Origin of the sequence: Pedobacter africanus (assembly GCF_040548825.1) — a bacterium.
Classification (GTDB): domain Bacteria; phylum Bacteroidota; class Bacteroidia; order Sphingobacteriales; family Sphingobacteriaceae; genus Pedobacter; species Pedobacter africanus_A.
The window spans coordinates 2,191,372-2,205,386 of the sequence record NZ_JBEPSL010000001.1; the positions used below are offsets into that span (position 1 = coordinate 2,191,372).

At 42.3% G+C, this 14,015-nt stretch carries 15 protein-coding genes; 5 read left to right on the forward strand and 10 right to left on the reverse strand.

Features of this window, described 5'->3' with window-relative positions; genetic code table 11:
- Positions 1–15: 15 nt before the first annotated feature.
- Positions 16–2,496, forward strand: coding sequence for a ligase-associated DNA damage response DEXH box helicase (locus ABIE26_RS09055; RefSeq protein ID WP_310137699.1), 2,481 nt, complete (start codon positions 16–18; stop codon positions 2,494–2,496).
- Positions 2,486–3,121: a ligase-associated DNA damage response endonuclease PdeM gene (gene pdeM / locus ABIE26_RS09060; RefSeq protein WP_310137697.1), complete on the forward strand. Its 636-nt coding sequence runs from the start codon at positions 2,486–2,488 to the stop codon at positions 3,119–3,121. Before ABIE26_RS09055 ends, pdeM begins: the two co-directional genes overlap by 11 nt.
- Here the strand turns inward: pdeM and ABIE26_RS09065 are convergent.
- Genes ABIE26_RS09065 through ABIE26_RS09080 form a run of 4 tightly spaced genes read right to left on the reverse strand, consistent with a single transcriptional unit; the run spans position 3,111 to position 6,424 of the window.
- On the reverse strand, positions 3,111–3,722 hold the full coding sequence (locus ABIE26_RS09065; protein ID WP_310137695.1) for a hypothetical protein: 612 nt from the start codon (positions 3,720–3,722) through the stop codon (positions 3,111–3,113). The genes pdeM and ABIE26_RS09065 overlap by 11 nt on opposite strands.
- A gap of 1 nt (position 3,723) precedes the next feature.
- On the reverse strand, positions 3,724–4,989 hold the full coding sequence (gene bioA / locus ABIE26_RS09070) for an adenosylmethionine--8-amino-7-oxononanoate transaminase (RefSeq protein WP_310137693.1): 1,266 nt from the start codon (positions 4,987–4,989) through the stop codon (positions 3,724–3,726).
- Complete coding sequence (locus ABIE26_RS09075) at positions 4,986–5,426, reverse strand: NUDIX hydrolase (protein WP_310137691.1); 441 nt, start codon at positions 5,424–5,426, stop codon at positions 4,986–4,988. The genes bioA and ABIE26_RS09075 overlap by 4 nt, the downstream gene beginning before the upstream one ends.
- Complete coding sequence (locus ABIE26_RS09080; RefSeq protein WP_310137689.1) at positions 5,423–6,424, reverse strand: cation diffusion facilitator family transporter; 1,002 nt, start codon at positions 6,422–6,424, stop codon at positions 5,423–5,425. Before ABIE26_RS09080 ends, ABIE26_RS09075 begins: the two co-directional genes overlap by 4 nt.
- 113 nt (positions 6,425–6,537) lie before the next feature.
- Here ABIE26_RS09080 and ABIE26_RS09085 point away from each other — a divergent pair, with 113 nt between their 5' ends.
- Positions 6,538–7,731, forward strand: a complete 1,194-nt coding sequence (locus ABIE26_RS09085; protein WP_310137686.1) for a pyridoxal phosphate-dependent aminotransferase — start codon at positions 6,538–6,540, stop codon at positions 7,729–7,731.
- A 222-nt stretch (positions 7,732–7,953) separates the two neighbouring features.
- Here ABIE26_RS09085 and ABIE26_RS09090 read toward each other — a convergent pair whose 3' ends face one another.
- Both ABIE26_RS09090 and ABIE26_RS09095 read right to left on the reverse strand, forming a co-directional pair.
- Complete coding sequence (locus ABIE26_RS09090; protein WP_310137683.1) at positions 7,954–9,195, reverse strand: ABC transporter permease; 1,242 nt, start codon at positions 9,193–9,195, stop codon at positions 7,954–7,956.
- Positions 9,196–9,288: 93 nt separating this feature from the next.
- Complete coding sequence (locus ABIE26_RS09095) at positions 9,289–9,993, reverse strand: hypothetical protein (protein ID WP_310137681.1); 705 nt, start codon at positions 9,991–9,993, stop codon at positions 9,289–9,291.
- Positions 9,994–10,200: 207 nt separating this feature from the next.
- Here ABIE26_RS09095 and queA point away from each other — a divergent pair, with 207 nt between their 5' ends.
- Complete coding sequence (queA, locus tag ABIE26_RS09100; protein ID WP_310137680.1) at positions 10,201–11,250, forward strand: tRNA preQ1(34) S-adenosylmethionine ribosyltransferase-isomerase QueA; 1,050 nt, start codon at positions 10,201–10,203, stop codon at positions 11,248–11,250.
- Positions 11,251–11,257: 7 nt separating this feature from the next.
- Complete coding sequence (locus tag ABIE26_RS09105) at positions 11,258–11,932, forward strand: 2-C-methyl-D-erythritol 4-phosphate cytidylyltransferase (protein WP_310137676.1); 675 nt, start codon at positions 11,258–11,260, stop codon at positions 11,930–11,932.
- A gap of 48 nt (positions 11,933–11,980) precedes the next feature.
- On the opposite strand, the gene ABIE26_RS09110 is transcribed toward ABIE26_RS09105, so the two are convergent.
- The 4 genes from ABIE26_RS09110 to ABIE26_RS09125 all read right to left on the reverse strand — a co-directional run bounded on the left by ABIE26_RS09110 (position 11,981) and on the right by ABIE26_RS09125 (position 14,010).
- Positions 11,981–12,142 (reverse strand): lmo0937 family membrane protein, encoded by a 162-nt coding sequence (locus ABIE26_RS09110; protein ID WP_144008948.1) that lies wholly within the window; start codon positions 12,140–12,142, stop codon positions 11,981–11,983.
- 153 nt (positions 12,143–12,295) lie between these two features.
- Positions 12,296–12,517 (reverse strand): DUF2795 domain-containing protein, encoded by a 222-nt coding sequence (locus tag ABIE26_RS09115; protein WP_008240955.1) that lies wholly within the window; start codon positions 12,515–12,517, stop codon positions 12,296–12,298.
- 129 nt (positions 12,518–12,646) lie between these two features.
- Entirely contained in the window at positions 12,647–13,195 is a 549-nt protein-coding gene (locus ABIE26_RS09120; protein ID WP_310137610.1) for a cob(I)yrinic acid a,c-diamide adenosyltransferase, read from the reverse strand.
- Between the two features lie 8 nt (positions 13,196–13,203).
- Entirely contained in the window at positions 13,204–14,010 is an 807-nt protein-coding gene (locus tag ABIE26_RS09125; RefSeq protein WP_310137608.1) for an ABC transporter ATP-binding protein, read from the reverse strand.
- Positions 14,011–14,015: the final 5 nt, after the last annotated feature.

The window sequence follows — 14,015 nt, forward strand, 5'->3', positions numbered from 1 at the left end:
ATTGAGTTTTATAAAATGGAACTGGAAAAAAGCAAAGGGTACAAACAGGTGACTAAATGGCTAAGGAAAGCCAAAAAAAAGCCCTTTAAATTTCAAACCGATGCCTGGCAATATTATGCCGAGGGTTATAGCGGTCTGATTAACGCTCCTACTGGTTTTGGCAAAACCTTTTCCATTTTCCTGGCTGTGGTGATTGATGAAATCAACAAAAAAGCAGACAAACCCGGGTTGAAACTCATCTGGATCACCCCGCTCCGCTCGCTGGCCAAAGACCTTGCAAGGGCCATGCGTGAGGTTTGCACCGCACTCGGACTCAACTGGCATATAGGTGTCCGTAACGGAGATACGCCGCAGGACGAAAAGCTGAAGCAGAAAAAGCAGATGCCAGAGGTGCTCATCATTACCCCTGAAAGCATTCATTTGCTGCTGGCACAAAAAAACACATTCAGTTTTTTCGATACACTGCAATGCATTGTAGCGGATGAATGGCATGAACTGCTGGGCAGCAAACGTGGGGTAATGACTGAACTGGGCATCTCCAGAATTAAGGGCCTGCTTAAGGAAAGACAGCCTGAGCGCCTGCTCAGGATATGGGGCATATCTGCAACTATAGGCAATATGGAACAAGCCATGGAAGTACTGGTGCCTTATGCAGATGTATTAAAGACCATTGTAAAGGCAGACCTGGAAAAGAAAATCGACATCAGATCTGTTTTACCCGACCATATAGACCTGCTGCCATGGGCAGGGCATCTCGGGCATAAACTGGCCGAAAAACTCTTGCCAATAATTTATAAAAGCAAAACCACTTTAATTTTTACCAATACCCGCGGGCAGGCGGAACTCTGGTACCAAACGCTGCTTGGTTTGGATGAAAACCTGGCGGGATTACTGGCCATTCATCATGGTTCTATAGACCATGAATTGCGGAACTGGATTGAAGATGCCTTACATTCTGGTGCTTTAAAGGCCGTGATCAGCACCTCTTCTTTAGACCTGGGGGTAGACTTTAAGCCCGTTGACACCGTTATACAGATCGGCTCACCAAAGGGCGTAGCCAGGTTTTTACAACGTGCAGGCCGGAGCGGACATTCGCCATACGAAACCTCCACCATTTACTTTTTACCCACCCACGCACTGGAACTGGTAGAGGCTGCTGCAATTAAAGAAGCAGCCAGAACACAAAACATTGAAAGCAGGGAACCGGTAGTGATGGCCTTCGACACCTTGATCCAGTACCTGGTAACCCTTGCCGTAGGTGATGGGTTCGATGAAGCAAAACTATTTTTTGAGGTCAAGGAAACCCACGCTTTCCAGGAACTGCTGCCCCAGGAATGGAGCTGGATTATGCAGTTTATTACCACCGGAGGCGACAGCCTGACCGCATATACCGAGTTTAGCAAGGTAACGAAGGTTGACGGACTCTGGAAAGTAGAAAACAAGCGGACAGCTATGCGCCACCGATTGCAAATAGGCACCATAGTAAGCGACCCCATGCTGAAGGTAAAATTTATAACCGGTGGCTATATAGGCATGATTGAAGAATCTTTTATATCAAGAATGAAACCTGGCAACAGCTTTACCCTGGCCGGCAGGGTACTGGAGTTCATCATGATCAAGGAGATGACGGTAGTGGTCAGGAAAAGTAAGTTAAAAAGGGCCATCACCCCAAGCTGGATGGGTGGGCGCATATCGTTGACAGCTAGTCTGGGTGCCATTCTGAGAAAAAAATACAACGAAACTTTAGATAAAACGCATCAGGACATAGAGCTGGATTTCATCTATCCTTTATTTCAAAGGCAGAAAAAAGCTTCGCATGTGCCTAAGGATAATGAATTTCTGATCGAACTGATCACAACAAAAGACGGACATCACCTGTTTGCCTACCCCTTTGAAGGCCGCCAGGTACACGAAATCATGGCCGCACTGATTGCCTACAGGCTAAGTAAAACCCAGCCCATTTCATTTTCTATAGCCATGAACGATTATGGATTTGAATTGCTGAGCGAACAAAATATCCCGATAAATGAAAAAGACATTAAGGCACTGTTTAGCCCTAAAAATCTTGGGGAAGACATTGTGACCAGTGTAAATGCCACTGAAATGGCAAGAAGGAAATTCAGGGACATTGCCTGTATTTCAGGTTTGGTATTCCAGGGTTTCCCCGGCAAATACATAGCCAATAAACATCTGCAATCATCTGCGGCTTTGTTCTTCAATGTATTCAGCGATTATGACAAACATAATTTATTGTTAAGACAAGCATATGACGAGGCTTTCTATCAGCAGATTGAAGAGCCACGACTGGCCGCAGCGCTGCAGCGTATACAGTTGAGCAAAATTGTAGTCGTAAAAACAGACCGTTACACTCCGCTTTGCTTTCCCATAAAGGTAGATAGCCTGAGGGACAGCATGAGTTCCGAAGAGTTGAGCCAGCGCATTGAAAGAATGACCGCGGAAACCGAGAAGAAAACAAAAAGAAAACATGACAATTGATTGTAAAGGAGAGCAGCTGGTCCTGAGTAAAGAAAGGGCAATATATTGGGAGGCACAGCAGATGCTTATTGTCAGCGATCTGCACATTGGCAAATCTGCGCATTTCAGAAAAAATGGCATACAGGTACCGTCAACTGTCGGAACCACCGACCTGCATAGGCTCAGCAGTTTGATGACGCAGTTTACACCTGAAACCCTGCTGGTTACAGGAGACATGTTCCACAACAACATCAACAGTGACGCCACTGCCTTTATGGAATGGAGGAAAAAATATCCGGGTTTAAAGGTGGTATTGGTAAAAGGGAATCACGATGAGCTGAAAAATGAGGACTATCAGGCATTGGGCATCACCGTACATCCCAAAGAACTGCTGCTGTTTCCTTTCCGGTTTATCCACGACAAACCATCGACAACTGATGAGTATTACAGTGTTTCCGGGCATATTCATCCCGGTATCATGCTTTATGGTAAAGCAAGACAGCAATTAAAGTTCCCTTGTTTTTACTTTGGTAGCGATTGTGCAGTGTTGCCTGCCTTTAGTGTTTTTACAGGATTAAAAATCATGACACCAGGTAAAGGCGATAGTTTTTACGCCATTACCCCGCAAAAAGTAATTAAGCTGTAACCGCAACCTGCAAATTTTTAATCCATTTGTCGAACATCTCCTGTTCAATTTTAATGACCACTCTGGCATGTGCTTCCCAGTCAGCCGAGAATGTTTTCAACTGGTTCAGCATCTCTTCCAGGTGTCCCTCTTCTTCCAGGATAATTGACTTCACATTGACTTTGCTTCCTGCACCGGTTAAAACCTCCTGATAAACCGGGTAAAGTTCATCGGCACGTACTTCAATCGCATAGGTAACAAACAGGTAGGCTGCAAATTTCAATTCATATCCGCTTAAATTAAAATGCTGCTTCAAATAGCGGCAAACAGCAACGTCTAAAGCGTTTAAATAGAATTTGGCATGGTTTGGTGTAAGCAGTTCATCGCTGGTATAGGTTTTACATAAATCCCCATCCAGTTTATCAAGTTGTTTTTTCAGGTAATAGGCATGACGGTGCTCCTCGGCAGCGTGCTTCAGAATAATCAGGTTCACTTGCTCCTTATGTTCTGAGGCCGAGATCTTCTTTGCCCCTGCGTTTTCCATGTACGACAAAGTATTTAACCATTTGGCGTGCAAAACGTTGTCCTTCACTATATGCTCTAAAATTGCCTGAAGCTGCATGTTATATATCTTTTAATGCCTGTAAAATAGTTTGGTAAATATACTCCAGATCTTCATTACTGATCACATATGGAGGCAAAATATATAAAATATTGCCTAGCGGGCGCATAACTATACCGCGTTCCAGGAAGTAAAGATACAACTGGTTCCTTAATCCGTTAAGATAAGAAGTATCAGTGCCGGTTTCCCATTCCATAGCCAGAATGGTGCCTGTTTGCCGGATGTTTTTCAGTTTCGGATGCCCCTCTATCTTTAGCGCAAAGACATGGTGACTGTCGCTTATTCTTTTGATATTGAGCAGCGTGCCGGGTTCGAGCAAAATATCCAGACTGGCCAGTGCAGCAGCACAGGCTACCGGGTTAGCTGTAAATGAGTGCCCGTGGTATAATGTTTTTAATTTATCATCACTCAAAAAAGCATTAAATATTTTGTTGTTGCAAGTGGTAACACCCAGGGGCATGGTTCCTCCGGTCAAACCTTTAGAGAGGCAAAAGATATCCGGCCTGTTTTGCAGCGTTTCACAGGAAAAGTACTTTCCTGTACGCCCAAACCCAGTCATCACCTCATCAGCGATGGTCAGGATCCCATGTTTCTGACAGCACTCAATCAACTGGTCCAGGTAGGCCGCCTCATACATCAGCATACCACTGGCGCCAAGCACCATGGGCTCGAAGATGAAACAGGCTACTTCATTTGAAAGGTAATTGATCCTGGATTTCAACTGTTCTATATTCCCGGCATCGGGCAGATCTATAAACTCTACGTCAAACAACAACGCGTTAAAGGGGTCAGTAAATATACTGCGGCCGCTTACAGACATGGCCCCAAAAGTATCACCATGGTAAGCCTCTTTAAATGCGATGATCTTTGTACGTGCCTTGCTGGAATTGGTCCAGTATTGCAGGCACATCTTTAAGGCCACTTCTACAGCTGTAGATCCGTTATCACTGTAAAAGACTTTTGTCTGATCTCCCGGCAATAAAGGCAGCAAACGTTCGGCGAGTTGCACGGCAGGCTCATGGGTAAAACCCGCAAAAATAACATGCTCCAGGGTACGCAACTGCTCCCCAACTTTTTCGGCAATATGGGGATGTGCATGTCCATGGATATTTACCCACCAGCTGGAAACTGCATCGATATACTTTTTGCCATCTTCAGCAAAAAGGTACACCCCCTGGCCCCTTACAACCGGAATATGCGGCAAAGGGTCTTTCATTTGGGTATAAGGATGCCAGATTACTTTTTCATCACGTTTGGCCAGGTTCATGAATTTATTTGTTTTAGCAACAGCTCAATTGCTGTTTTATCAGTTTTAAAAGTCACGTCCTCCGTTTTGAGTTCGTTTATATTGATCCATCGGAACGACTGCAGGGTATCCTGATCAAAGTCGAATGCAATGGTTTTAAAATTCAGTTTTAAGGGATTTACCGCCTTAACCAGGTAATAAATACTCAGGATCTGACTGTCGTTAAATGAGGATTGCTCATAGAAATCTGTGGTATATAGATGATATAGTACTTCAATTTCCGCATTGCATTCTTCTATGAATTCGCGCTTCAACGCGTCAATTAAGCCTTCCCCAAGTTCCAGACCTCCTCCCGGAAATTTACTGAACCTGCGATCGCCCGATTGCTCGTCACTGATCAGCACTTCATTATGCTCATTAATCAGCAGACCGTATACCCTAACGTTAAAATAGCTCATTGCTGGTCGAAATGTTTTTGGTTTTTGGTTGCATTTTCAATTGTCCATTCAATCTCGCCCCTGAATGCTTCCTGTCTGACCGGACATTCCTTCATACGACAATAATTACAGCAGGCAGGCAAACAGGGGTCGGCATGGATAAAAAGTTCCGTTTTACGGTGCGCCTTACCATTGATCATTTGATCAATTTCAGATATTTCCTGGTGCACCCTGTTCAGATCGAAATAATACGGCAGGGTAATGTGGCAATCGATGTGCAGATCTGCACCATATTGCTGGGCCCTTAGGTTATGTACATCAATCCAGGGATCTTTACGGTTCTTTTGCAGTATATCAATAATTGTAGCTACCAGGTCAACATTACTCTCATCCATCAGGCCGCCTACCGAACGACGCGTGAGCTTGTACCCATTAGAAATAATATAAAGTCCCAATAGTATGGAAATTACACTATCCAGCCAGTATATTTCTGTGAGCCTGATCAGCAGGATACCAATCACCAGACCTGCACTGGTTATTGCATCGGTTAAAAGGTGCTTACCATCGGCTTCAAGCGTTATTGATTGATGTTTCTTTCCTGTATTGATCAGGTAATAGCCTACAAAAAGGTTTACCAATCCGGTTGCTCCTATAATGGCAGCACCTTCATAAAGCTGGGTAATTGGTTTTGGATAAACCAGGTCATAGCCCGATTTAAAAACAATGATCACCCCGGCAATGGCAATCAGCGTTCCCTCAATAAAAGCTGAAAAAAACTCTACTTTTCCATGTCCGTAAGGATGGTTTTCATCTTTAGGGAGCGTAGTCAGGTAAATGCTGTAAAATGCAAAGCTACTGGCCAGTACGTTTACAATGCTCTCGGCAGCATCAGTAAGTATAGCATTGGAATGCGTGATAAAATAGGCTACAAATTTTGCCAGCATGAGCACGATACTGATGCACAATGCGGTTAATATGGCTTTTTTCTGAGGTTGCAAATTGCTGAGTTTAGCATCCAAAAGTACAGTTTAGCGGTCAATTTATATAAAAAGTATTTTTTTTAATTTATAATGGCGTGAGGTTCATATATTTGTTTCCGCACAAAATTTAATTTGCCTTCGCACCAATTACTATGACATTTTTATCCAAAAGAATCAACAACCTATCGGAGTCGCAAACCATCAAAATGGCGAAGTTAGGTAGAGAACTATCCGCACAAGGGATAGACGTTATTAACCTCAGTTTCGGGGAACCAGACTTTTTTACACCTGATTTTGTTAAGGACGGAGCCAAAAAGGCTATTGACGACAACTTCTCTTATTACAGTCCGGTTTCAGGCTATCCTGAATTACGTAAAGCAATTGCTGAAAAGTTATTGAGAGAGAATGGGCTGACTTACAGCTTCGATCAGATTGTAGTTTCTACAGGTGCCAAACAGTCGCTGGCCAACGCCGTAATGTGTCTTGTTGATCCGGGAGATGAAGTAATCGTACCTACTCCTTACTGGGTATCCTATTCGGAAATGATCAAACTTGCCGAAGGCGAGACGGTATTTATCAATGCTACCGTAGAGAATAATTTTAAAATAACAGGCGCACAACTGGAAGCTGCAATTACGCCTAAAACCAAATTGTTCATGTTCTCTTCTCCATGCAATCCTACAGGATCAGTATACAGCAAAGAAGAGCTGGCCGATCTGGTTGCAGTTTTTGAGAAATACCCGAACATCTACATCATTTCTGATGAGATTTATGAGCACATCAACTTTGTTGGTAAACATGCTTCAATTGCAGAATTTGATTCCGTGAAAGACAGGGTGATCCTAATCAATGGTTTTTCTAAGTCTTATGCAATGACTGGCTGGAGATCTGGCTATATGGCTGCAAACAAGGAAATTGCCAATGCATGCGATAAATTACAGGGGCAGATCACTTCAGGTACCTGTTCTATAGCCCAGCGTGCCTCTCTTGTTGCCTATCAGGGTGGACTGGAATCGGTAAACCAGATGGTGGCCGAGTTTAAAAGCCGCAGAGATATCGTATATGCTTTACTAAAAGAAATCCCGGGTATTAAAGTGAACCTGCCAGATGGTGCTTTCTATTTCTTCCCTGAAGTAAAAGCTTATTTTGGTAAAAAGAATGGCGACCAGGTAATTACCAATGCAGAAGACCTGTGTCTGTATTTATTAAATGAAGCACATGTGTCAACAGTTACCGGTGAGGCTTTTGGTAATGAAGATTGCATCAGGCTTTCTTATGCTGCTGCTGAAGATAAACTGAGAGATGCCGTTTCAAGAATAAAAGCAGCTTTAGCTAAACTGAGTTAAAACACTACATGTATTAAAATAATAAAAAAGGCCTGGTTATTTCCACAACCAGGCCTTTTTATATCCATCATATAAATAAAATAGCGAGTTTATGCTGATCCGCCATTCTAAAAAAGAAGTGCATGCAAGGAGAAAGCATAGGAATTTTTGCGCTCCTTCAGCGCAAAAGGTTCCAGCTTTCGAGTGGTCATGCCTTCTTTTTTAGCGCAAAGGGAAGCCATATCAGGAGCGGATCGCTTCTACAGGATCCAACCTGGATGCAGCGTAAGCCGGCCAGAAACCGGATATGGTGCCAATGATAAATGACACACCAATTCCAAGCATTATATTTTTCATGAACAATACCATTTCAAAGCCCAGTGCGCCGGAAATGAGCGTTACGATGTAAACCAGGAACAAACCAAGCAAACCGCCCAATAGACAAAGTGCAATGGCTTCAAACAAAAACTGCAGCAGAATGAAATAGTTTTTCGCACCCAGCGACTTCTGAATACCTATGATATTGGTACGTTCCTTAACAGAAACGAACATAATGTTGGCAATACCAAAGCCGCCTACAAGAATAGAAAAGCCACCAATTACCCAGCCCGCAATATCTACCACACCGAACATTACATCCAGCTGATTAGAAGCAATGGTACTTTTGTTCAATGCAAAATCATCGTCTGCGCCGGGCTTGATTTTCCGGATGGCACGCATGGCCCCACGAATCTCACTTTCAATTTCATCCAGTGCAATATGCTCTTTACCCCTTACAGTTACAGTTGGGTCATAACGTCCGTTTTCGATGTCAAACAAACTCTTTGCAAAATTTAAGGGAATCAGTATATTCTTATCCTGCGACATACCCAGCATATCTTCTCCCTCCTTCTTAAAGACGCCCACAACGGTCAGGCGTCGCCCCATCGCAATGATCTTTTTCCCTACGGCAGGTTCACCGTTAAACAGGCCGTCAGCGATATCGGCACCGAGAATGATCACCGGGGAACCGGCTTTACCTTCGTTTTCTGTAAAATATCGTCCCTCCTGAAAATCTATGTTCCAGGTTTTGTTAAAGTCTTGCGATGCAGCTTTTAAACCCGCCCCTTCTACAGAATTGCTCCGGTATTTCACCGTCCTGCTATCTGCATAAATTTCATAAGAAACCCCTTCCGCATGTTCCAAACGCTCTTTAAGCGAATTGTAGTCTCTTAACGAAGCCTCAGGCCTGTTCATATATTTCCACCAGGGATAATCGCCAAAACCGCCCCAGGGCCACTTCTGAACGAAGATGGTTTTTGAACCTAATTTATCGATACTTTCCTGAAGTTTGCTTCTGAAAGTATCGGCTGCGGAGAATACAAAAATGATGGCAAAAATACCTATGGTAATTCCCAGTAAGGAAAGCATGGTACGCAATTTATTCTGGCGCAGGGCATCAGCTGCAAACCTAAAACTTTCGCCTATTAGTCTGAAAATAATCATATCGTTTAGACCAAAGCTAGCAAAAAAGGTTACAGCAATTCGTCTTATAATTGCAAAAAAGTAAAGCCCGGCCTATATCGGTTAAAAACCGACCTACTGTTTGGTCATGCTCACACTTAAAACCGAAGGCAATCTGAATACCAGTTTTTCGAAAAGTGCTCTGTTTACAGTATTGCTAACCAGAATGGTATTGTTTGGCGCAGTACGTGTTGTCTGTCCGAAATCGCTTGCTGTAAGCCCCTTCACCAGGCCATTTAGTTCAATCGTAACCCGGGCAACATATTTACCTTGTTTAACTTCAATTCTTGGGGCTTCCAGCTTAAACACCTGAGAAGTGTTCAGCTGAACAATAACCGGTATCGCTGTACCCGAGGCTTCTACATAAGTTCCTCTAAGGATCAATGGCGGGTTAGTTACTGACTCGCTGACAGTGATCTTAAATTCATTTTTCTCATAAACACCTGAAGACAAAAAAACAGTACCTGATAACGAGTCTGGTTTTAAGGCATTAACCGCGTAAAGGTTCTTGGTTTCCAGTGATACAGGATTCCCTCCACGGTTAGCACTGAATTCGACTTTTGAAATGTTTATGCCTGCACTGCTCCAGTTAATGCTGCCTGGAGTTCCGGCAGGTACAATGGCACCACTGGTCCCTGCGTTTGTAGTCAACGATGCATTCAGGTTAATGGCATTGAAGCTATAGCTAAGCTGTGTGTCTGTAGTATCGTTGCTTTTGGTACAACCCAATAAACATACAAACAAACAAAAGGCAGCAATCGTAAAGTAGATTTTTTTCATATGAAACAAGTTTAACATTTATAAAAGATTTTAGTCACAATAAAGATAATTAAAACTATAATTGAATTCTGTAGAAAATCTGAAGAAGGCCTGATACAGGTATAAATTAATGAAAACACTAATTTATCAGGAAGCAAGAAAAATAATTATACATTATTAAAAATTATATTTCGTAAATTTGCGCCCTAAAATATTACATCAAAACATATGAAGTTATCTCAATTTAAGTTCAATTTACCTGAATCACTGGTTGCCAATAATCCTTCGGAAGAGAGAGACGAGGCCCGTTTAATGGTTTTACACAAGGATAGTGGTAAAATTGAACATAAAATATTTAAAGATGTTTTAGAGTATTTCGATGATCAGGATGTGATGATCCTGAACAACACCAAGGTATTTCCAGCCCGCTTGTACGGGAATAAGGAAAAAACAGGTGCTACTATTGAGGTATTTCTTTTAAGGGAGCTAAACAAGGAACTTCGCTTATGGGATGTTTTGGTTGATCCGGCCCGTAAAATCCGGGTAGGCAACAAACTATATTTTGGAGATGATGACCTGTTGGTTGCTGAGGTTGTTGACAACACTACGTCACGTGGCCGGACCATCCGTTTCCTTTTTGATGGTACAGATGAAGAATTCAGGAAAAACATTGAAATCCTGGGTGAAACCCCACTGCCAAAATACATCAAACGTAAAGCAACTGCGCAAGATAAAGAACGCTACCAGACCATTTTTGCAAAACACGAAGGAGCCGTTGCTGCCCCTACTGCAGGTTTACATTTTAGTCGTGAACTCATGAAACGCCTGGAGTTAAAGGGTGTAAACTTTGCAGAGGTTACTTTGCACGTGGGCTTGGGCACATTCAGATCTGTTGAAGTAGAGGATTTAACCAAGCATAAGATGGATTCTGAGCAATTTATTATTGAACAGAAAGACGCAGATATTGTAAACAAGGCAATTGAACGCAAAAAAAGGGTATGTGCAGTTGGTACAACTTCAATGCGTGCTATAGAGTCGGCCGTTTCATCGGCAAGAACCTTAAAAGCAGCAAACGACTGGACCAGCAAGTTCATTTTCCCTCCATATGATTTCAGTATTGCCAACTCAATGATCACCAATTTCCACACACCAGAATCTACATTACTGATGATGGTAAGTGCTTTTGGCGGATATGATTATGTTAGACATGCATACGATGTAGCTTTGAAAGAAAAATATCGTTTCTATAGCTATGGAGATGCGATGCTGATCATCTAATGCGCAAATGAAATATTATGCAATTATAGTTGCAGGTGGCTCTGGCAGCAGAATGCAAAGTTCCGTTGCCAAACAGTTCTTATTGCTGGATGGAAAGCCGCTGCTCATGTATACTATTGCTGCTTTTAGCCAATGTCCCTTAAATCCGCAAATACTGCTGGTATTGAACATTCACCAGCACAGTTACTGGGAAGAGCTTTGTTTTGCTCATAACTTTGATATCCCTCATCAAGTGATTAAAGGTGGCGAACAAAGGTTCCATTCTGTCAAAAATGGATTAAAAGCCATTACAGGTAAGGGAATTGTAGCGGTTCATGATGCCGTAAGGCCCCTGGTATCATCAGAATTGATTCTAAGATCTTACCGGAATGCCGAAGAACTGGGCAATTGCATTCCGGGCATTACACCCTCAGATTCGGTAAGAAGGGTATTAAATGATGGTACAAACGAAGCTTTAAGCAGAAATGAATTGACATTGGTGCAAACACCTCAAACATTTAATGTAGATGTCTTAAAAAAAGCGTATCAGGTTCCTTTCCGAAATGAATTTACAGATGACGCTTCTGTAGCTGAATATTCCGGGCAGCGCATCCATCTGATTGAGGGCGAAAGAGAAAACATAAAGATTACCTATCATGAAGATATGGAGATCGCTGCTATCTTTATGAAAAATAGAAAATAAAGTACTTTAGTTGCGCAGCACATCTGCTGCGCAACTAAAGCTATCTTATTATGCAGCTCTGTTAATGACTTTTAACAGAATGGCAATTACTGCAATCACCAGTAAAATATGGATTAATCCACCCACATTCGGGCCGAACCCATTAAAAAAGAAGCCAATAATCCATAATATTACCAATACTACGGCCACAAGATAAAGTAGATTTCCCATAACGATTAATTTTTAGATATATATTTAACTAAAGCATGGATTGCATTTGCCCCCATGACATTACATTAACAATAACCGACCTAAAAAGTTCTGAAAAATAAAGGGCCCCGGATTTTCCGGAGCCCTTTGCACTTGTTATTTTTTAATCAAACCTTAATATTCATCTTCATTAAAAAAGAAGTCGTCCTTTGTTGGATAATCAGGCCAGATCTCTTCAATAGTTTCATAGGGTTCGCCATCATCTTCCAAAGCTTGTAAATTTTCGATCACCTCTACAGGTGCGCCTGATCGTATACCATAATCAATCAATTCATCTTTTGTTGCAGGCCATGGAGCGTCTTCCAGGTGCGATGCGAGTTCTAGTGTCCAATACATATTTATTACTATTAGGTTATTCAAATTTATTTCGCAAAAGTATATTAAAAAACACGAGCAAAACAAACTTTTTTTCCACTATTTTTGTTACTATAGCTTTGTTTTCCAGTTACATCTGCTCTGACTGTTTTACAATCGCGGAATCCAGATATTTTCCTCTGTTTTAGCATCTGAATTCAGTTTTCGTGCCAAAACAAACAAATAATCACTTAAACGGTTCAAATAAATAGTCATTTTTTCGTCAACAAAGCTATCAGACGCTAAATGAACGGTTAAGCGTTCGGCCCTTCGGCAAATGCAGCGGGCAATATGGCAATAAGAAACTACAGTATTTCCGCCTGGGAGGACAAAATGTTTCAATTCTGGTAACGTTTCGTTCATATTGTCCATTTCCTGCTCCAACAGATTGATATCACTGTCCTGAAGATCGGGAATCTTCATTCTCGATTTTTCAGGATCAGCGGCCAAAGAAGCGCCAACCGTGAAAAGGCGATCCTGTATTTCTTTCAGTATCTTTTGATGATGCATTTCAATATCCTGGCACATGATCAGGCCGATATGAGAATTCAACTCATCTACAGTGCCATAACATTCTATTCTTAAATGAAATTTAGGTACCCTGGTACCCCCTATCAGCGATGTTAATCCTTTATCACCTGTTTTGGTGTATATCTTCATCCGTCTTATTAGTTTATCTTTTCAAAGTCATCGCCCTTTTCTTTTAATCCGGATAAACGGGGCGAAACAGTTTTAATATCAGTGTTTTGATAATCCTTTTCAATCAAACCATCACGCATCCTTACAATCCGGTGTGCATGCTGTGCAATATCTTCTTCGTGGGTTACCAGGATGATCGTATTTCCTTTACTATGGATCTCTTCCAAAAGCCCCATGATCTCGATAGAAGTTTTGGTATCCAGGTTTCCTGTAGGCTCATCAGCCAGAATAATGGAGGGGTTATTGATCAAAGCCCTTGCAACTGCAACCCGCTGGCGCTGCCCGCCGGAAAGCTCGTTGGGCTTATGGCCTACACGGTTCCCAAGGCCTACGTTTTCAAGTGCTTTAAGCGCACGGGCATCTCTTTCCTTTTTATTTGCACCTGCATAAATCAGGGGCAAGGCCACGTTGTCCAGGGAGGTAGAACGCGGGAGCAGGTTAAATGTCTGAAAAACAAAACCAATTTCTTTATTCCGTACCTCGGCAAGCTCATTATCGCTCATGTGGCTGACATTGGTACCATTCAGAACATAATCACCCTTGCTTGGTGTATCCAGACAGCCCAAAATATTCATTAGCGTAGATTTTCCTGAACCAGAAGGCCCCATCAAAGCAACAAATTCGCCTTTATGAATGTCCAGGGTAACCGATTTCAATGCATGTATCACCTCAGATCCAATAACATATTTCCGGCCTATATCCTTAATGTTGATCAAGGCTTTACTTGTTGTTCCATTCAATGTACCCAGCTTGGCTGATGTGGCTTCTTTCTCCATCGCTT